20 protein-coding genes and 3 pseudogenes are annotated in these 18,722 nt (G+C 42.8%); all 23 read right to left on the bottom strand.

All coding sequences use genetic code 11. The features are described from left to right. Nucleotides 1-294: 294 nt before the first annotated feature. Nucleotides 295-1,327 (bottom strand): annotated as a pseudogene (locus tag V9W66_RS16870) (AAA family ATPase). Nucleotides 1,328-1,481: 154 nt separating this feature from the next. Beyond that, nucleotides 1,482-1,956, bottom strand: a pseudogene (locus tag V9W66_RS16865) (RNA polymerase sigma factor). Nucleotides 1,957-2,039: 83 nt separating this feature from the next. Then, nucleotides 2,040-2,465, bottom strand: a complete 426-nt coding sequence (locus tag V9W66_RS16860; RefSeq protein ID WP_000323895.1) for a sigma-70 family RNA polymerase sigma factor — start codon at nucleotides 2,463-2,465, stop codon at nucleotides 2,040-2,042. 94 nt (nucleotides 2,466-2,559) lie between these two features. Then, complete coding sequence (locus V9W66_RS16855) at nucleotides 2,560-3,069, bottom strand: sigma-70 family RNA polymerase sigma factor (RefSeq protein ID WP_105116765.1); 510 nt, start codon at nucleotides 3,067-3,069, stop codon at nucleotides 2,560-2,562. A 489-nt stretch (nucleotides 3,070-3,558) separates the two neighbouring features. Next, nucleotides 3,559-3,729 carry a cysteine-rich KTR domain-containing protein gene (locus tag V9W66_RS16850; protein ID WP_004614788.1) on the bottom strand — a complete coding sequence of 57 codons (171 nt, stop codon included), beginning with the start codon at nucleotides 3,727-3,729 and terminating at the stop codon, nucleotides 3,559-3,561. A gap of 54 nt (nucleotides 3,730-3,783) precedes the next feature. Further along, nucleotides 3,784-5,703 (bottom strand): tetracycline resistance ribosomal protection protein Tet(O), encoded by a 1,920-nt coding sequence (gene tet(O) / locus V9W66_RS16845; RefSeq protein WP_000691758.1) that lies wholly within the window; start codon nucleotides 5,701-5,703, stop codon nucleotides 3,784-3,786. 366 nt (nucleotides 5,704-6,069) lie between these two features. Beyond that, entirely contained in the window at nucleotides 6,070-6,444 is a 375-nt protein-coding gene (locus tag V9W66_RS16840; protein WP_001129922.1) for a TnpV protein, read from the bottom strand. Beyond that, nucleotides 6,425-7,192: pseudogene (locus tag V9W66_RS16835) on the bottom strand (DNA methylase); the annotation flags it as partial. The pseudogene V9W66_RS16835 and the gene V9W66_RS16840, both read right to left, overlap by 20 nt. Before the next feature lie 28 nt (nucleotides 7,193-7,220). Further along, on the bottom strand, nucleotides 7,221-8,846 hold the full coding sequence (locus V9W66_RS16830; RefSeq protein ID WP_055056598.1) for a recombinase family protein: 1,626 nt from the start codon (nucleotides 8,844-8,846) through the stop codon (nucleotides 7,221-7,223). Between the two features lie 120 nt (nucleotides 8,847-8,966). Then, on the bottom strand, nucleotides 8,967-9,131 hold the full coding sequence (locus V9W66_RS16825) for a hypothetical protein (protein ID WP_155512691.1): 165 nt from the start codon (nucleotides 9,129-9,131) through the stop codon (nucleotides 8,967-8,969). A gap of 167 nt (nucleotides 9,132-9,298) precedes the next feature. After that, a complete protein-coding gene (locus V9W66_RS16820) occupies nucleotides 9,299-10,996 on the bottom strand; it encodes a MobA/MobL family protein (protein ID WP_243121693.1) in 1,698 nt (565 codons plus the stop codon). Between the two features lie 283 nt (nucleotides 10,997-11,279). Continuing rightward, nucleotides 11,280-11,687 (bottom strand): hypothetical protein, encoded by a 408-nt coding sequence (locus V9W66_RS16815; protein ID WP_070102271.1) that lies wholly within the window; start codon nucleotides 11,685-11,687, stop codon nucleotides 11,280-11,282. 186 nt (nucleotides 11,688-11,873) lie between these two features. After that, nucleotides 11,874-12,164, bottom strand: coding sequence for a hypothetical protein (locus V9W66_RS16810; protein ID WP_055056596.1), 291 nt, complete (start codon nucleotides 12,162-12,164; stop codon nucleotides 11,874-11,876). Beyond that, nucleotides 12,145-12,393 carry a hypothetical protein gene (locus V9W66_RS16805; protein WP_055056595.1) on the bottom strand — a complete coding sequence of 83 codons (249 nt, stop codon included), beginning with the start codon at nucleotides 12,391-12,393 and terminating at the stop codon, nucleotides 12,145-12,147. The genes V9W66_RS16810 and V9W66_RS16805 overlap by 20 nt, the downstream gene beginning before the upstream one ends. 75 nt (nucleotides 12,394-12,468) lie before the next feature. Continuing rightward, nucleotides 12,469-12,612 (bottom strand): hypothetical protein, encoded by a 144-nt coding sequence (locus V9W66_RS16800; RefSeq protein WP_186290054.1) that lies wholly within the window; start codon nucleotides 12,610-12,612, stop codon nucleotides 12,469-12,471. Next, nucleotides 12,599-13,426, bottom strand: a complete 828-nt coding sequence (locus V9W66_RS16795; RefSeq protein ID WP_144093997.1) for a hypothetical protein — start codon at nucleotides 13,424-13,426, stop codon at nucleotides 12,599-12,601. The genes V9W66_RS16800 and V9W66_RS16795 overlap by 14 nt, the downstream gene beginning before the upstream one ends. Before the next feature lie 219 nt (nucleotides 13,427-13,645). Further along, nucleotides 13,646-13,987 carry a type II toxin-antitoxin system RelE/ParE family toxin gene (locus V9W66_RS16790; protein ID WP_055056593.1) on the bottom strand — a complete coding sequence of 114 codons (342 nt, stop codon included), beginning with the start codon at nucleotides 13,985-13,987 and terminating at the stop codon, nucleotides 13,646-13,648. 9 nt (nucleotides 13,988-13,996) lie between these two features. Next, entirely contained in the window at nucleotides 13,997-14,155 is a 159-nt protein-coding gene (locus V9W66_RS16785) for a hypothetical protein (RefSeq protein WP_154108127.1), read from the bottom strand. A 111-nt stretch (nucleotides 14,156-14,266) separates the two neighbouring features. Beyond that, nucleotides 14,267-14,680: a winged helix-turn-helix domain-containing protein gene (locus V9W66_RS16780; protein WP_179979061.1), complete on the bottom strand. Its 414-nt coding sequence runs from the start codon at nucleotides 14,678-14,680 to the stop codon at nucleotides 14,267-14,269. A gap of 68 nt (nucleotides 14,681-14,748) precedes the next feature. Continuing rightward, a complete protein-coding gene (locus tag V9W66_RS16775) occupies nucleotides 14,749-15,384 on the bottom strand; it encodes an ABC transporter ATP-binding protein (RefSeq protein ID WP_055056639.1) in 636 nt (211 codons plus the stop codon). Between the two features lie 45 nt (nucleotides 15,385-15,429). Next, the gene (locus tag V9W66_RS16770; protein WP_055056592.1) at nucleotides 15,430-16,869 is read right to left on the bottom strand and encodes an ABC transporter permease; all 1,440 of its coding nucleotides are present in this window, start codon (nucleotides 16,867-16,869) and stop codon (nucleotides 15,430-15,432) included. A 1-nt stretch (nucleotide 16,870) separates the two neighbouring features. Continuing rightward, nucleotides 16,871-18,085 carry an FtsX-like permease family protein gene (locus V9W66_RS16765; protein ID WP_055056591.1) on the bottom strand — a complete coding sequence of 405 codons (1,215 nt, stop codon included), beginning with the start codon at nucleotides 18,083-18,085 and terminating at the stop codon, nucleotides 16,871-16,873. Further along, on the bottom strand, nucleotides 18,082-18,642 hold the full coding sequence (locus V9W66_RS16760) for a hypothetical protein (RefSeq protein ID WP_055056590.1): 561 nt from the start codon (nucleotides 18,640-18,642) through the stop codon (nucleotides 18,082-18,084). The genes V9W66_RS16765 and V9W66_RS16760 overlap by 4 nt, the downstream gene beginning before the upstream one ends. Nucleotides 18,643-18,722: the final 80 nt, after the last annotated feature.

Here is an 18,722-nt window from a genome sequence, read left to right as displayed (position 1 = left end):
ATAGCAGGGCACAGCCCTGCCTTAAGGGAGTCCAGAGGGAACGTCTGGCACACGACTTTGCAGGGCAAAGTGTAGTGTGTTACACCCTGTAAACGCAGTCGGAAAAATCGGAATGATTTTTCTGACCGCAGGGGTGGTTTTACACGACCGAAAAGGGCGAGTAAATCTCACGCCTGCATTTTGCGTTTACGGGGTGTTCTCCCGTAGGGATGACAGCGGCAGGGTATCCTAAAATCACTGTCACCACCGTCACTGCTGTCACCCGCAGGGCAGAGCCGCCAGCTTTACATGGCTTTAAGCGTCAATGACAGTAACAGGGGGGTATCCTAATATCGCTGTCACCACCATCACCGCTGTCACCCGCCCTCCTTGCAAGGGCAATCCGCCTGCCGTCTTTCCTGCGGCTGTACTGGTAGCAGATACGGTTCTCGCTTAAAAATGTGGTGCGGTATTCATTCAGCCATTTCGTAATCACCGTGGGTATGGTTTCCGTTTCCCCCATAGCGGCTAACAGTTCCGTTGCCGTGCCTATCCATTCTTCCTTATCCCTCATAAAATCCACCAACCGAAAAAGGACATCTGGTATCGTTTCTTTCGCAAGCTGCTCCTGCGTTTTCCGCTCCACAAGCTCCCAACGGCAATCACGGAAACGCAGCGTGTATTCCTGATAAGGCGTGTCCCTGCCCGTCACATACAGCTTGGCGGTGTCAGACGCACGTTTCTCCTTTTCCAGAACAAAGGTAGCGTCCGCACTCCCCGTTAATCCTGTCGTCCCAGACACCTTGTTGAACACGTCGCTGTCATTCTGCTTTCGGATGTGGTGTACGACAATGACCGCCAGAGAGTGCCTGTCGGCAAAGTCTTTGATGAGGGAGATGTCCCCATAGTCGCTTGCATAGGCATTGTCTTTTGAAGCTGTACGGACTTTCTGCAAGGTATCAATGACAATGAGCCTGCTGTCTGGGTAATCTTTCAGATAATCTTCAAGCTGCACGATAAGACCGTCTGACAGCTTGCAGCTTGCCACGGCAAAGTGGAGCCGCCCGCTTGCTTCGTCCGTCAAACGAAATAACCTGTCCTGTATGCGGCAGAACGTGTCCTCAAGGCAGAGGTAAAGCACATCGCCCTCCATTGTCGGCATATCCCATAAAGGGATTCCCTGCGACACGCATAAGCATAGCTTCAGCATGAGCCAGCTTTTGCCTATCTTCTGTGAGCCGCAGAACAGCGATAAGCCTGTCGGGATAAGGCTGTCCACCACAAAGGATGGTTTCTCAAGCGGTTCATAAAGGAGCGTTTCGGCGTTGACTGTCTGTAACTTCTGCATGGCTTTCCTCCTTTCGGGCGGTGTCTTTGTTTTCGTTGCACATAGGCGTTGACCTCCTTAAAAATAGATTTACTCCCACGGAAAAAAGTGAGAGTATGTAATGCCGCCAATCCCACACAAATAAAAAACAGATTTCTTTTTCGGGCGGTGTCGGTCACGGTTGGAGATATTTCTTCAATTTCCGCCTTTACTTTCTCCTTTGCAATCGCAACAGATTTCTGTATTGCCGAAGCGGTGCAATGCTCCATAGCGGCGATTTGGTAAAAATTGAACTCATACTCGTAGTAGAGCAGGAAACGCCGCCTTTGTATCTCTGGAAGGCTCCCAACCGCCTTATAGAGCGTTTCATTCCGTTCTTCCTCAACCATGCGTTCATCAAGGCTCTTAGGCACACGCAACGCCCGTCTGTAAAGGGTTTCGTCCCATACCTCGTTAAACTCCCTGTGCCGCTCGTCCCATTAGAAAAGATTCCTGTTCCTGCGCTCCATCTGCCGAAACTCCATAAAGAACTGTTCCGACACTTCCAACTCGTGGGATTTGCCCTGCCCGTCCTTAAAGCTGATAAAATACCTTGTGCCGCTTTCCGTGGATTCCTCCCGAAGCGTGTATGCCTTAACCCTGTATGCCATCCTGTTGTCCTCCTGCAAAAAATGAGTGAGGGGATTTCCATCCCTCACCCAGTAGCCCGCAGGATGGCAGGCTGTTTTAGAAGCTATAAAATTTTCCGCAGCTTCTTCCGCAGATGGTCTAACCTCGCATAGATGGCACCAGTCGTCAAATGCACAAGCGGGGCAATCTCCTTTGTGGAATACCCCTGCATTTTCAGCAGGACGATTTTCAAGGTACGCCCGTCCACCGTGACTAATACTTGATAGAGATTTTCGCTCTCAATCTCTTCCAGTAACTCCGCAACCGTACCCACTTCCGCCTGCCGCTCCCTGCCTGCCATGTCCTCAAGATATTCCGCAACGTCATTCGTCCATCGGTAAAACCGCCTGTTGGAATTGAAGTCTGCCCTGTCCGCCATGCGTATCTGCTCAATGGTCGCTTCATCAACGCCGCACTCACGCAGCAGCTTTTCCTCCGCTTCTTTCCAGATACGCCATTTCCTGTCCTCCCGTCCGTGGTTGTATGCCATTCTTACTTCCTCCAATCAGAATTGATTGAGAGGGCAGAGAAAAGCCCCCTCATCTTCCCAAAGGAAAAAACAAGGGGGCTGAACGCCTTAAATTTTAATTTTCTATTATCTTTCTTAGTTTTATTAGGATTCTGGCTTTGCGTTTGTTTACAACGCTCTGGGTTATGCCCAACCTCGCCCCGACTTCACGCTCGGAAAGTCCGTCAAAAAAGATTGCCTGTATCAGCTCCTGTTCACTATCCGACAGCAAAGGCAGGGCGGCTTTCAGCCTGTCCACCATGACCGCATTGACAACGGTTTCTGCAATGTCCACCGCTTCATCAGTGATAAAGTCCAGAGGATTCCCCTCGCTGTCCGTAAATCCGTCGAGAGATAGCAGTCTATTCTTTGTATCTAATTTTTGCAGATAACGCCACCGTTCCTTGTCACGGTAGAAGTCTGTGTATTGCTCCCTCACGACTTCAAGCAGACAGCCTTGAATGGGGATAAACAGCTTGTCCATATAGGTCTGGTCGGATTCCCTGCAACGGCAGAACTCCGTGTAGGATAATTCCACATAGCCGCCACTTTCTCTGATATATACCTTTCTTGGTGCATATTTCACCATAAATACCTCCCATCTGAATTTTTGAAATGTAAAAAATCCAGATGGAGAGGCGGAGAACGACACCGCATATCAGAAACAGCCCTACGGCACTTTCCAACAAAAATCGACAAAAGAAAAACCGCAAAGGCTCTGTGACCTTTACGGTTATAGGAAATAGTAATTCTATTGTATGGAGATTGTACTTCTACTTTCAAGGTGAGAAGTACCGTTGCACTGGCAGAAATTTTTTAACTGGTTTCCTGCCGTTCTCTGATATGCTATGTATTGATAAATTTTGCTTCGTATGAGCAGATAGATAACTGCCCGAAAAAAGGACATAAAAAAATCCCTCCAAATTTAAAAACAAATTCAGAGGGTAATTTAGGGTATAACAAAATAACCCACCCGAATATCGTTTTTTTTATTTGGTGAGTTTGTTCTTTCAAATACGAAACAAAAAGAGCCGATGATTCGTGAATTGTTCCACAATTTCATCGGCTCTGCGTCTTAAGCGTCTGGCTCTTTGATGACAGTTATCTTCAAGTTGTCAACTTTAATCAATCTTTCTTGTCTGCATTTTGGACAATAAAGGGGATAATTCTCCAAAACAGTGTCCTTCCTAATTTTATTACGGGTTTTGCTCCCACAAACAGGACACAATATCCATTCGCATTTCATCATAATTAGTCTCTAATCCTTTCAAATCTCATTTTATATGACTTTTGCAAGCTGTTAAGCTAACTTGTGGAACATATGCCGAACCTTATCTATACGGCTATTCGGGCGGCGGGGTTGGCAAATAAATTTACCAATAGCTGGCTGGTATCCTTTTAACTCTGTCAAGCAGACTCCCTGCCCATTTGTGAAATAAGTTAAATCGTTCCTGTATTCTTGAATACATCTAGCAGGGATTTCTCCTTTCAGAATGACCTCGTCATTCTTTATCTGAGTACTTACAATATCTGCACAATACCTTGGAGCATCATGATACGCCCGTGAGAGATATTCCTGCGGTGCATAAATTTCAAAGTGGAGATATGGCTCTAATAGTTCTGTCCCTGCTTTTTTTAAAGCCTGCTCCAATACGATAGGGGAAAGCAGCCGAAAGTCTGCGGGGGTACTTACAGGACTATAATACAATCCATATTCAAAACAGATTTTACAGTCTGTCACTTTCCATCCATACAGCCCCTGCTCGCAGCCATAAAGAACCCCCTCCATAACCGCATTTTGGAACGATTGATTTAAATATCCAAGTGAAACTCTGCTTTCATACTGCACTCCGCTTCCAATAGGGAGCGGCTCTATGGACAACCCGACAGAAGCCCAGAAAGGATTTGGCGGGACTTCTATGTGGATGGTATATTCTGCTTTTCTAAGCGGTCTTTCCATATATATAACAGTAGGCTCTTTTATTTCTGCCTCCACATGATATTTTTCCTCAAGGATGGCACAAATGACTTCCATCTGCACATTCCCCAAAAAAGAAAGTATAATCTCATGCGTTGTAGTATCCACATAATATTTTAAAAGAGGGTCGCCATCTGAAATTTCTGTAAGTGCCCCAAGCAATATTTCCCGCTGTTCAGATTTCTTTACTGCAATCGTTGTTTGGAGCATAGGGAGAGGATTTTCAATAAATTTTCTCTGCGGCAACAGTATTTCGTTCCCCAAAATACTGTTTAGCTGCAAAACATCATTTGGTAAAATTACAATATCACCAGAGCAGGCTGTATCGGATGAATATAATTCACCGTTTGTCGGAACACACATCTCTGTGATTTTTATTTTCTCTTTTTCAGATATTCTAATAACATCCCTCAAATGCAATGTTCCGCTATATATACGCACATAAACAAAACGCCGCCTTTTCTCTGAATATTCAATCTTAAAAACCTGCCCGCATAGTTCAGATTGACCTTCAGGCGTTGATGAATAAAATTTACTGGCAATTACTTCTATAAGCTGCCGAATCCCCAGATTGTTTTTAGCGCTTCCGTGATAAACGGGAAATAACGTTCCGTTTTGGAATCTCCTGTTTTCTTCCTGTTCCAGTTCTGACATTTTAAACGGTTTCCCTGACATATATTTCTCTAATAGTTCATCGTTTCCCATAATTACCGCATCCCACTGTTCCATATCGTCATTGTCCGTTACATTTATATGGGGATGCTGCCCAACCTTTTGCTTCACTATAATTTCCGAAGAAAGCTTTGCTTTCATTTCCCGATATACCATTGGCAAATCAATCCCCTCTTGGTCAATTTTATTGATGAAAAAAATTGTCGGAATCTTCATTATCTGTAGTGCATGAAACAGTATACGGGTCTGTGCCTGTATGCCATCCTTTGCAGAAACTAATAATACTGCTCCGTCTAATACGGATAAAGAACGGTATACTTCCGCCAAAAAATCCATATGGCCTGGCGTATCTATAATGTTGACTTTTACATCCTCCCACTGAAAAGATGTCACTGCTGTCTGGATAGTGATTCCCCTTTGACGCTCCAAATTCATTGTATCTGTCCTTGTTGTGCCTTCATCTACGCTCCCTAGTTCTGCAATTGCACCACTGGTATACAATAAACTTTCCGTTAATGTTGTCTTTCCTGCGTCAACGTGAGCCAGAATGCCTAAGTTAATTATTTTCATGTGATTTTCCTCCTATCAACACCCAAAAAAGGGCATAAAAATACCCAGTGATAAATACTCCTATCACTGGGTAAATAACTCCAATAGCCCCAAAACACTTATATGTTTTCGGGCATATAAAATTACATGATAAAAGTATTCTTAAACTGGGTACAAAAAACTAAGCCCCATATTAAAAGTGAAACGGGACTGCTACTTTTTGTTCCCACTATCAAATTGACAGTTTATTTAAGAATACCTTGCCGCATATTTATTAACTCCTTGTATAATACTGAATCTAATTATATTCCTTAACCCTTTATTTGTCAAGCTGACAAACTAAAGCAGAAAAAGCGGCAGGATTTCCCCCTGCCACTAATCATCTGTTTATGCAAAAATAATTTCCTTTTCCACAATCTCCCTCGCACAAGCCCTTATGTTATTGAGGCATCCTGTCCATTCTAAGGCGTTTTCTGCCTTTAGCTGTTCCGTTATGCCCTGTGCCTGTTTCATACCCTCTATGAGCCTTTCAAAGCGTTCCTGTGCCTGTCTGTTGATGTCGGCAAGGTAGGCGTTTAGCCTGCCGCTTGTAAGAAGATTGGTGTATGTAACTTTACGGTACTGTTTTAGATAATCTAAATGCCGTTGCCCCCAGATGCCTATTGCCTGTTCTTCTTCGGCGGGTACAGTTAAGCACGGTATCAAATAATCCCCTTGCCTTTCGTATTTGCCGCCCAGTTCCTCAAATAATGATTTTGCCATTGTCTGTTACCTCCACATTCTTTTTTATTTTGAATGTCCGCAAAATCCGTCCTACATCAGACGGCTTCCACGGACAGTCAAGGTGATGGAGGGCAATGAGCCTGTCCTGTACGTTGGTACCAGCACCGAGTTTTGGAGTGGAACCCATAAGGATTCTCACCTGCCCGGCCCGTACCTTTGCAAACAAATCTGCTTTCTTTGTCTCCGTGTTGTATTCATGGATAAACGCAATCTCTTCTTTCGGGATTCCCCTGGCAACCAGTTTGTTTCGGACATCATCATATACATTGAAAGTCCCATCCCCTTTTGGAGTAGACAAGTCACAGAAGATCAGCTGTGTTGTCCGATCTGCTTTTCCCTCGTCCCATACCTGAAAAGCATTTTCCACACAGGTATTGACCTTGCTTTTTTCTGCATCCGGAAGGAGTTCATTTAATAGCCTCTGATCCAATGCACATTTTCTTCCGTCATTGGTAATCTTGAGCATGTTGTCCACCGTTGGATTCACAAGACCGGCTCTTACTTCTTCCGCACGTTCCGAAAAGGCACTGACCATTTCCTGCTGTTCTTCACTTGGTTTTAAGACTTCATTGATAAACTCTGCTTCCGGTACAGGAAGATTCAGCATATCCGATGTCTGAATATCAGCAGCTTCCTTAAAAATGGAGATCAGCTCTGGAAGATTAAAAAAACGGGCAAACCGTGTTTTTGCACGATAGCCCGTCCCTTCCGGTGACAATTCAATGGCTCTTGAATTATAGGTACATTATGGAAATTTAATTGATTTCTCCAACGAACTTGTAGAAAATCCTGATATTCTGGACTTTCTCTCCGTCGATGGTCTGAGGTTCAGATACCTCAATCTTTTCGATAAGACGATTTACTATGGCTGTGGTCAGCTCTTTGATCTCTGCACATTCCACCATTTCATTGGCAAGCTGTTCCGCTTTGCAGGTGCTGTCCTTCAGATTGTCAGCCGTAGTTTTCAGTTTTTCAATTTCTTCGGTTGTTTCTTTCTTTTCCTGTTCAAAATGAGTGGACAACATCCGGAACTGCTGTTCTGACACAAGCTGCTTTGTAAAATCCTCATACAGCTTGATGAACTGTCTGTCCGATTCGAGGAGCTTTTTCTCCAGTTTCTCCAGCTTTTTCTGGATATTTTCCCGGTTATTCGCCGCTGTCGTATCCATCTGCCCCAATACCTTCCGCATGAATTTCTCCCTGTTTTTTATGACCCTTTTTGCATGGGTCTGGATGTCCGCAAGTACAAGTTCCTCCAGATCGTCCGCATTGATGCGGTGCTGGCTGCAGAACCCGGTTCCCCTCACACGGTAAATGCGGCACTGGTAAAAAGTCCGTTCAATGACTGGCTTCTCCTTATTCCTGCCATCGGTATGCACCATCAGGGTACTTCCGCAGTCGGCACATTTTAAAATGCCCCGGAACTTATTCTCATACCCGGAAGTACAGGGCTTGACTTTCGTATGACGGTCAAGGATTTCCTGCACCGTATCCCATGTGTGTTCATCAACAAGTGCATCATGGTCACTGGGAATAATGGTACGCTCACTCATGGGGATATACCCCCTTGTTTCCTGCTTGAAATGCTTCTTATCATATTTCTGCACCCAGAAATAGCCTTTGTAAAGCGGGTTTCGTAAAATCCGGATGATGGTCTCCTGTTTCCAGTTATAGGCATCATCTTCTTTTACCAGAAACTTTCCGAAGTATTCCGGCTTATAATATGCCGGCTTTGGGATTTTCTGTTCATAAAGGATTTTCCCGATTTTATTGTTTCCCATTCCCTGAAGTGCAAGCTGGAAAATATAACGGACGGTTGGTGCGGTTTCCTCATCGGCAATCAGGTGGTTTTTGTCCTCCGGGTCTTTCTGATACCCGAATGGTGCGTGTGTTCCCATGAATTTTCCCTGGCTTGCCCGGATGTATTTACCTGACTTCACCTTTTTGGAAACATCCCTTGAATAAAACTCATTAAGAATGTTCTTAAACGGGGTAATATCCATCTCCCCGCTGTTTGCAGAATCCACACCGTCATTGACGGCGATATACCGTACCTGATGTTTTGGGAAAAATACCTCGATATAAGCGCCACTCTCCAGATAGTTCCTACCTAGCCTTGAAAGATCTTTCGTGATCACACAGGTAACTTTTCCTGCTTCAATGTCCGCTATCATCTGCTGAAAGGACGGACGGTTGAAATTCGTACCGGAATAACCATCGTCTACATAAAACTGATAATTATAAATCCCCAGTTCCTCTGCTTTTCTTGTCAGGATCGCTTTCTGGCTCTGGATGCTCATGCTCTCGCCCACGTTGCCGTCATCCAATGATAATCTTGCATAAAGTGCTGTCCATGTTTCTCTGATTTCTGTTGTCTGCATATTGACCTCCTGTGGTTTCTTCAATATCCAGTGACAGAAATACGCTGTCTTTATTATAGCGATTCCTGCCACCTCCTGCAACTGCTGATTTTATTTTTCCGGTGAAATCTGCATCTTTTCTCATCCCACCTTTTTCTGATTTTCCAGCTTCTCCTTTACATTCTGTTTCGCCGCTTCTTCACTAACGGCAGTCAGTACCTTTTCCATGCTCTCCTTGCCGGAATAAACATGTTCCACCACATAGCGGATCGGTTCTCTCCGGCGGTTCCCTGCTTTTCTCTGCATAAAATCCCTCCATAAATACCAATGCTGGCAGAGGATTATCCCTGCCAGCACACCAAATGTCAAACTATTGTTTCTGTTTTTCGTAGTCCTGCAATCTTTACTCATTGCAATCTCCTTTCTGCCTGCCGGGGGACATCCCGGCAGATTTTCCTTAACGATGTATAAATCTAAAGTCCCATTTCCTGACGTTTCTTCTTTTGCTCCTGCCCCCTGTCCATCTTTTCATGCTGTCGGCTCTGGGACTGGTCTTTGTTCTTCTGCTCCCGCTCATCTATCTTCCGGTTATGACGAAGCAACTCCACATAGGCAAGATTGACGGTACTCCTGCCGTAACGTCTGGACTGTTTCTCGTATTCCTGTGTCAGCTCTTTGATCTGTGCTTCCCACTTTTTCGGTGTGAATTTTTCTCCTTCCCGAAGAAGTTCATAGACCGGAATACGGAGTTCTTTCGCCGTTTCCAGTTCTTTCTTATGCTGGCTGTGATAAACTGCCTGTGCGATTCCTTTCTTCTGCAGATATTCATTACGGATGGGAATGTATGGAGCATAGGCGGCATAAGCCTCTGACAGTTCCTTTAACCGCCGGATTTCCCTTCCATCTCTGTTGCAGATTTCCTCTGCTTCTTTCTTGGAAGCTTCTTGCTGTACTGCAAAGGTTTCCAGTGCTTCAAAGCTGTCAATGCCTTTTTCTTCCACGAACCTCCGCACGTTTTCAATATCCATCAGTGCTGCACGATTACTTACCTTTTTTAAATTCGGTGCCTGTATCAGCGGCAGATGAAGCCTTCCAAATGCTGCAAGAATACATTCCAGCATTTCCAGAACCTCATTTTTCATCGCTGCAAATACGCTGACTTCCTTTGTACCGGAAGTTTCTTTCTGTATCGAACCAACTGCCGTCTGTTCTGCTTCACCTTCCTGTGCCGCAAGGATGTCTCCTGCCATTTTTCCTGCTTTCTTTTCTGCGGCATTCTTTGCAGCTTCCGCAGCTTTTTCCTGTTCCCATTTCTCCAAATTTTTCACACTGTTCCATGCAATATCATAGAACATCCTTGCCCTTTGCAGCGTCTGGTTATGCTCCATGATTGCCCGGTTCGCATCCCCTTTTTCGGTACGGATGCCTTTCCTCTCCAATGCACTGGCAATCGGACCTAAGTGCCTGGTCGGCTCCTGCTCCAGTCCCAGCTCTTTAAAAGAACGGTGTTCCCAGTACTCCGGCAGTCCGATCCGGTCATTCACCACATTGATGGTGTCCGTCAAATCCTTTCTCCATTTCCGGGAATTACCTTTTTCATTCCAGTCATTCACATCTACCGCCCTGCTCTTAAATCCCCGTCCGGACTTATTGCGGATTTTATTGCCGTCTTTATCAAGGATATATTCCTTTCTCTGCTTGGCTCCCCACTTCCCGTTTTCTTCCACCGGGCGCAGGGTGAGCATAAGATGGAAATGCAGGTTATGGATGCCATTTTGATTAACAGAATCATGGATTGCCCAGTCCGCACACATCCCTTTGGAAACAAAATTCCGCTGCACATAATCCCGCACCGTTTCTTCTGCCAGCTCATAGCTCCAGTCATTTGGAAGTGCTGCTTTCAGTGTCCGGCAAAGCTGGGCATTTTTCTGTTTCTCATTCAGCTCCACAGAGTTCCACAGCACTGCCCTGTCCAGCCATTCCTCCGGTGCATATTCCGGGAGATTGATTTCACAATGCACCAAATCTTCATGGTATTTCGGGCGATACGTTTTCCCGTCATACTCGCTGACAAGAACACTCCTGCTGATGTAAGAAGCTGCATCTACCGCCGACTGCCCTTTGCTCCGCTTTACAATGCTGAACCTTGTGCTGGCATATTTCGTGCGCATACTCACAAAGTTCCTCCCTTACCGTAAAATAGAGGGCTGCAAGAAAAGCCTTTGCAGATGGACGAAAGCCGGGTGTGTTTTCCGGGTTACGGGCAGATGCAAAGGATACAAGGGGGTAGGAAGCGCAGCGGACGGAGGGGAAAGGTTATTGCCCCTCTTGACTGGTGCAAGGCAGGCAACGCCCACCGCAGGTGCCCTCGGAGAGCGCACAAGACCATACGGAGTGTGGTCTATCTGTGCGCACCCCATAACTGGGGTGAACCCATACTCCCGGAGATACTGCTTACACTCCCTGCGAAAAACTGCCACCCGCAAAATCTTTTGAATTGGCGTATCCGCCGCTGTTTTCTTTTGTCTTCGTTTCATCGGCGTGACCGCCGTTTCTGTCTTTTTCATCTTCCATCTCATCCGCATTTTTCTCCATCCTTTTTACGTTTTCCACCGCCTGCCTGCACTCTGCCGAAGCAAGAGCCGCTGACAAGATCACATTCAGTTCTTTTTCTTCATACTGATAACATTCCGGGAAATACTTTGCAACAATGCCGCCCATCAGATATTTATGATGGTTCTGTGCTTTCCTGCGTTTCTCATTCTCCTTTTTGCGCTCTGCCTCATATCTTGCCTTTGCCTGTTCCAGATTTTTCAGTGCCTTATCCATTGCAGCACTGGTTTCATTCCTGTTTTTTATCATGTGTTTATACTCCTTTTCTCATTTTTCTGTTTGATTTTTTATTTTATGGCATAAAAAAACAGCCTGAACCTTTTCCATGTCCATAGCCGCTCTCCTGCCATTTGGTTTTCTATTTTTCTTAATTTCCGTATTTTCACGGACAGCTTTCTTCCTGACACAGAGCTGTCACCTCTGTGTGCGGTTCTTTCATAAATTTCCCGCATTTTTATGGCGGTTCATTTCCTGCATCCTCTGCCTTGCCCATTGGCTGTGCTCCTCGTTTACCTTTCTCGGTTTCCGAAGATTGATGAGGTGTTTTTCACAGGAATAGGTTTTACTCACTTCGGTCTGCTCTACCACCTGGTAATGCTCCGGATAAGCTGCAGCCAGTGCATCCAGTTTTCGCATCATCTGCGGGCTGGCTGTATAAATACTGGCTTCCTGTTCATCATTATTAAAATTGATAATCGTTTCCTGCTCATACTTTGTCAGTTTCATCTGCTTTTTTCTCCTTTCCGGCTCCCGCCTGTTTTGCTTTATTTGTATGCTGTTCCATCCACAAAGCCAGCTTCTGCTTTGTGACAAGTTTCCGCCCTCCCACCTGCAAGGTTGGAAAATCCGGACGGTTTAATAGCTGATACGCTCCTGCCTTTGAAATAGAAAGGGCCGATGCCAGCAGTTTTGCATCCAGCACGTCCGGCAGCGTTTCAAATAATTCTTTCCCCACAAAAATCACCCCCTGTCCGGAAATGGGTAAAAGAAAGCAGCTATCGTAAGGATAGCCGCCGATGGGATGGATGGATTAGAATGTTTCCAGATATTTTTGATATTCTTCCGAGATAAAATCCTCATAACAGTCTGCAATATGGCGGATTCTTTTCAGCACCGCACCGTGTGTCTTATAGCCTACAGCTTCCGCAATCTCCTGTAACCTATGCCCCTTCATTTTCATTTCCAGAATCTTTTTTATCACGTTCGGAAAGCCCTGCAGCAAACTCCGCAATCTGAAGCTCTGACAACACCGAATTTTCAAACGCACTCCTTGTATCCGGAATATCAAAGTCTATGCTATTTTCTTCTGCATCCTCTGCAAGCTGCTCTATGGATACCGCCTTTTTCCTGGAACGGCTGTGTTCCCACGAACGCATGAAGTCCAGTTTTACCTGACTTCCCCTTTTATCGAAGTCCTCAATGGTTCGGTTGTTCCAGATTTCATCGATCATAGGCTGCCAGTTCTGTTCCTGTATAATTTCCGGCACGAGGGTACCGATCAGGTTGCCAAACTGCTGATAAGTAAGCCACGGAAGTTCCGTTCCCTCCGGCACGTTGTAAAGCTGCTGGAAAGAAAATCCGCTGACCTCAAATTTGTCACGCAGGAGCGGAAGCATAGAGTAAGAGAGCCGCCACAACGGAAAGTCCCCGGAATACTGCGCCGCACTGCCGGGTATCTCCCGGTAGCCGCCTTTTTGATATGGAACTTCAAAATACTGCCATGCGCTCCATGCCACACAATCCCATACCAGTTCCAGAAATGTATCATTGTTTATCATACTGTCATATTTATCCGTCCGCAGCACCTCATAAGGGCAGCGTGGGAAGTTCAGATAAACAGGACGTTTGCTGACAAACTCCTGCGGCAGACTATAAAATAATGTCAGCCATGCTTTGCCGCTGTTCTTTGGAATTTTTATCACCTGTCCCTGCTTCATTTCAATGATTTCTCCATTGTCATTCTGCTTCTGTTCTTTTACATCTTTCATCCAAAATCACCCCCCTACTGATACATGGCAGAAGTCCCATTAAAATGTTCCAATATTTTTGAATATTTTTGAAAAAGTTTTTTCTCTTTTAAATTTCACAATCTGTCCGTTATTTTCTAATATTTTTCTTCTGCTGTCCATCTGTTTTCAGCGGACATAAAAACAGGCGGTACCCAATCTGTTTGAATACTGCCTGTCACTATAATCTTTTTGTATATCCTATGCGTTTTCCCGCAGCCACCGATTGATGATATACTGCCAGTCCATTCCATCCTGCATGACACGCAGAACTGTAACTGTTTTCACTGCTTCATCCACAGTATAAAACAGCAGATAGGATTCACACGGTTTCATGTAAATATCATAACCACGATACCGGAAGCCTGTTGTATTATACCCGGTCGGAAGTGTATCAAGTGCAAGAACCGCTTTTTTAATCTTTTTGGAAAAGTTTTCTGCATATTCCCGGTACTTAAATTGCTGAAGGATATATTTCTTTTTTTCTTTCACATCCAGCTTGCCGCTCTGGGCAATGACAACTTTGTATTTTTTGTTTTCCATCCGTACCCCTTATACTGCATCAATTTCTGCCCATGCTTCTTCCACTGTCTGCACTCTGCCATTTTCCATATCGTCAATGGCTTCATCCAGCTTTGACAGAAGGACATCCATTGCATCGTTGATCGTATAAGTTGTTTCACGGGATTTCGTTGCCTGTGCCAATGCCATAACCATCACCCTTTCTTAAAATAGCACTCATGTTTCTGTCTTTATCATACCACGAACCATCAGAAATATCTATCATTTTTTGACAGTCACACAACACTGGATCTGATTTAATTATTCACACATTTTTTCATTAAACTTATAACCAACTCCCCACACAGTCTGAATATAGACCGGATGACTCGGATCATCCTCTATTTTTTCCCGAATATGGCTGATATGGCTCATCACAATGTTGTAATCACCGGAATACGGTTCCTGCCAGACCATATCATAAATCTGTTCTTTACTGAATACCCTGCCGGGATTTTGAGCGAGAAGCTGGAGGATTTCAAACTCTGTATAAGTCAAGGCAATTTTATCATTATTCCGCATAACCTCTCGTCGCTCTAAGTCAAGCATTATTCCCTTGTGTTGTAAGTTCGATTTTAGATTCATTTTTTGAAATATAAATTTTTCTCTACCAGCATCCAAAATGGAAATAACAGATTCTATTAAATTTTCTTCATCTCCATCAAAAGATAGCAATAAAATTTTTCCTATACAGCTCACCTCATATTATTTCATGCTATAAAACACTATAACTTTACATTCACTTAAACCAAATGATACAATTTCCCCTCATGGATTTTAAGTACCACATCTGCAGCATCAGCTATTTTTTTGCTATGTGTTACGACAATTACACTTTTTCCCATTTCATGCGCACTTTTCATCAATATCTTAATAATTTCGTCTGCAATTTCTTCATCCAGATTTCCTGTAGGTTCATCTGCAAGCAATACCTTCGCAGGACTTGCTAATGCTCTTGCAATAGCCACTCGCTGCTGCTGTCCTCCTGATAACTGTAAGACCTGCCGTTTCCAGTCTTCCCTCGGTATTCCAACCGCTTCCAAAATTTTCTCTATGTCTTTCTTTCCACCCAGCATCACATTTTCTTCTGGAGTCAAATAATCTATCAGATTATAATTCTGAAAAACCAATGACATATTTTTCTTTCGATAGTTGTGTAGTCCTTTTTTTCTTATATTTACCCCTTCATAATAAATTCCCCCATCCGTCGGAGAATCCAAACCTGCCAAAAGCGATAAAAAAGTTGTCTTACCGGAACCACTTGGTCCCAAAATGGCATACATTTTTCCTATCTCAAAGCCATATGATATATCATCTAAAACTTTTTTGCCTTTATTCGCCTTATAGTAATAGACAACATTCTTTGCCTCAAGAACAATGTTTCCTGCATTTTTACTCATTTCTATAACCTCCTACCCCGTTATTCAGCTCATTTCACTTAATATCTGCTTCGGCCTTTTCTTCATTATCGTGATTCCTGCTACTAATACTGCAATAATCAAAATACCTGATATCATCCCAATATCCATCAGAACCATTTCTTTCGTTATATGAACCTCCACATCTTGTATTTTTAAATCCGGTGCAATATATCCATCTATATAGGTACCAGTATTTTCCTGTTCCTGCTGTTCTAACCTTAAGGTCTGCGTTTCTTTCGCTAAATATGAAGCTGAAGTCTCTGCAATAATTGGGGAAATTGCAAAGGATAACAACATCCCTATAATACTTATCATTACTGCTTCCCATAAAAACTGTACCCATATTTCAAATTTGCACTTTCCAAGTGACATCATAATTCCTATTTCTTGCGTACGATTTTTTATCCAAAACAGAAAAACTAAAACTAAAATCACAAGACCTGACACTGAAACTATTAGTAATAATCCCATACTCATCTGATCCATCTGCCCAAAATTTTCTGTCATATTTTTAATATTTCCATTATTATCAATTAAGTCATATCGTGACCAATCTATATTCGCTTTCTGTACAGACTTTTTAACTTGATCGTACTTCCCTGCATTTTGGACTTTGAATATAGCATACTGATAGAAAGGATTTCCTTCATTTCCGGATGGTTTTTCCGGGAAACTCATATCCGTAAATATTGTATTTTCTGGACGATAAGAATCCCCATACATAATAGATTTTCGTTCTTGCTTTGTTTCATAAATTCCGATAATCTCGGCACTGTATATTGTGGAATGTTCTTTGTCATGGTAATCATTAAACTTTAATAAGTTCCCAGTTTTTAAATGGTTTAGTTCTGCCAATTCTTTCGAGATGACACAAACATCCCTGTCATCTTTTTCAATCATTCTTCCTTCAATCAGTGAAATCTTACCTGCAGATACGTCCATATCCATTTCCATTATGCGATTACCTCGTAGGTTGACACCGCCTACATCCGTACTTTGATCCATATCTGAATCTTCTATTCTCGAAAAATTGACCGGATTCACAACAGTTGCTATTGTTATCAAATTATATTCCTCAATCCCCTCCACCTGAGCTATTTTTTTTACATCATCTTCCTTAACCGTCTCAAATGAGTTATCTGTAACTACCATATCCGCCCCATTTTCTAACCATTTATGAGTAACTCCTCCATAACTGCCCTCCCGATCACCCAGTACATCCATTGCCTGATCTAATCGCTTTCTCCTATTCTCCTCATTTCCTTCTATGCGAAAGGTAGCCCCTATTGCCTGTCTTGTAGCGTCTTGTGTATAAATACTTGCTGAACGGCTTGCCATAGCACCTAAAAATAGGCCACTCATAACAATTACAATAAACAATAGAATAATACTTTTTATCGGTTTTCTTAACACTGAACGTACTCCTCTTTGTAAAACATTCATGTTATCCCTCCATTTCTGCTAAAATTTTTTTTGGCTTTGTACATAATATTGGAAAAAGTGAAATAGAAATAGAAAGCAATAAAATTATTGTTCCTGATAATATGAGATAACATATATCTTTATTTTGTGCATATATTTGCATAGATGTAAAAGCCCCAATACTTTTCCAATCTAAAAACTTTTCCAATACTATCAGCATCTTATCTCCAGTATAAAGAGCTATTATTGTAGAAAATCCAAATACTGAAAAGCATTCCAAAATAATCTGCATAAACAAATCTACTTTTGTTTTTCCAAGACTCACATAAATTGCTATTTCTTTCTTTCTGGCTCTCATCCACATAGACAAAAGCAATGTTATTACAAGTACAGACGATACAACCGATAATCCCAACATCATTTTTACAACCCTAACAACTTGTAAGAGCGGAATTTCCATTTTCTGAAACAGGTTATCTGCTTTCATCACTCTATAGTTTTTCAAAATGCGTGTTACTTCTAGCTGTGTTCTGCTCAACTGCTCTGGATTATCTACATATACGATTAAGTTTTCATATCCGCACGTTTCTTGTAAATGACATACGAACTCGGGTTTTCCATAAATTGTATTTTCAATTCTGTTTACTGCTAATGGTTCCTTCCCTTGCTTTTCTTCTATACCCGAAATATAGATTCCTGATATGCTTGCCTGTGATTGTTCACCTGAATGAGATTTGAAACAAACAGTTTCCCCTATTTCCCATTGATTTACTTCTGCAAGAAACTGATTTACTACTATTTCACCTTCTTTGCGAGGATATTTTCCTTTCGTCAGATGAATTTGCCCGTCAGCAAATGGGCCATCATCTTCAAGGCTATCGTAGGCCATTATGCGCAATTTTTGGTTGTCTGCATCAACACTCTCACTTTTCGTTATAATTTTAAAATCCATTGGATATAACTGCACTTCTGCTACTCGATTTACCGCCTTCACATTTTCCAGTTTCTCAAGTTTTTTGTATTCATCATCCGTAAACAATTCCTCCGCTTTTTCCCGTTCGATCAACAATTTCGCTTTTGATTTCCCTAATAGTTCAATTCTTGCTACTTCGGATGCCCGTAATATAGTGACAGTAGATAAAATCATTGTTTCGGTAATAAGCAATACCCAAAACAAGATAATCGCTTTTCCTTTTTTCCTGAAAAGGTAGCGGAATGCTCTTTCTGCAAAATTCATTCCCATTCTCCTTCCTTTTCAAATCGGTCAATAATTACCCTTTTAGCCAAAAACGTACCATCCTCCTGGTAATCCCCATACAGATAGAGCATTGACTGCTTTTTCACTTCTTCTTTCCGGCAATCCTCAAGCGTAATACCCGTCATCGTTGAATGAGAAATCTGAAAATAGGTATTTTCTCCATATACTATTTTCACCTGATTCATTTCTTCAACAACCGCTCCCGGAGCAGGAACCATTTCTGCATCATCCGTCTGCGTCCCTATGCTGATATTACATCCTGTGTCTGAAAATTCCAAAACAGCTCCACGCAAATCTGCATTTGCCAACACTTCTGAATCGTCCGCTGAGTTCTCTTTGTCATCAGCATTACTACTTGACTCGTTCTCGTAACCGCCTTCTTTTTTCTCTTGATCATTCAGTATATCAGATACATTCTCGGTAGTTGTCTGATTATCCCCTGTTACTTTTGAATCAAAATTTTTATTGCTGCACCCAACAACTGATACGGTTCCTATACAACCCAAACATAATACTATACATATTTTTTTCTTCATTTATAAAAAATCCTCCATTACATATTTTTTCTTTATATTATAAAAATTGAATGTATGATTTTCCCGTTTTTTTTATGTAT

The organism is Blautia massiliensis (ex Durand et al. 2017), assembly GCF_051861785.1.
Taxonomy (GTDB): Bacteria; Bacillota; Clostridia; order Lachnospirales; family Lachnospiraceae; genus Blautia_A; species Blautia_A luti_A.
This window is presented reverse-complemented; position numbering and strand designations above follow the sequence as displayed.

Bases quoted from the DNA above. Each gene is read 5' to 3' on its own strand.
- V9W66_RS16785 (WP_154108127.1), bottom strand. From the start codon at position 14,155: ATGGCATTGGCACAGGCAACGAAATCCCGTGAAACAACTTATACGATC.
- V9W66_RS16790 (WP_055056593.1), bottom strand. From the start codon at position 13,987: ATGGAAAACAAAAAATACAAAGTTGTCATTGCCCAGAGCGGCAAGCTG.
- V9W66_RS16800 (WP_186290054.1), bottom strand. From the start codon at position 12,612: ATGAAGGGGCATAGGTTACAGGAGATTGCGGAAGCTGTAGGCTATAAG.
- V9W66_RS16820 (WP_243121693.1), bottom strand. From the start codon at position 10,996: ATGCGCACGAAATATGCCAGCACAAGGTTCAGCATTGTAAAGCGGAGC.
- V9W66_RS16850 (WP_004614788.1), bottom strand. From the start codon at position 3,729: ATGAAATGCGAATGGATATTGTGTCCTGTTTGTGGGAGCAAAACCCGT.
- V9W66_RS16770 (WP_055056592.1), bottom strand. From the start codon at position 16,869: ATGAATGTTTTACAAAGAGGAGTACGTTCAGTGTTAAGAAAACCGATA.
- V9W66_RS16860 (WP_000323895.1), bottom strand. From the start codon at position 2,465: ATGGCATACAACCACGGACGGGAGGACAGGAAATGGCGTATCTGGAAA.
- V9W66_RS16760 (WP_055056590.1), bottom strand. From the start codon at position 18,642: ATGAAGAAAAAAATATGTATAGTATTATGTTTGGGTTGTATAGGAACC.
- V9W66_RS16810 (WP_055056596.1), bottom strand. From the start codon at position 12,164: ATGAAACTGACAAAGTATGAGCAGGAAACGATTATCAATTTTAATAAT.
- V9W66_RS16795 (WP_144093997.1), bottom strand. From the start codon at position 13,426: ATGAAAGATGTAAAAGAACAGAAGCAGAATGACAATGGAGAAATCATT.
- V9W66_RS16830 (WP_055056598.1), bottom strand. From the start codon at position 8,846: ATGCAGACAACAGAAATCAGAGAAACATGGACAGCACTTTATGCAAGA.
- V9W66_RS16815 (WP_070102271.1), bottom strand. From the start codon at position 11,687: ATGATAAAAAACAGGAATGAAACCAGTGCTGCAATGGATAAGGCACTG.
- V9W66_RS16825 (WP_155512691.1), bottom strand. From the start codon at position 9,131: ATGCAGAGAAAAGCAGGGAACCGCCGGAGAGAACCGATCCGCTATGTG.
- V9W66_RS16840 (WP_001129922.1), bottom strand. From the start codon at position 6,444: ATGGCAAAATCATTATTTGAGGAACTGGGCGGCAAATACGAAAGGCAA.
- V9W66_RS16765 (WP_055056591.1), bottom strand. From the start codon at position 18,085: ATGAATTTTGCAGAAAGAGCATTCCGCTACCTTTTCAGGAAAAAAGGA.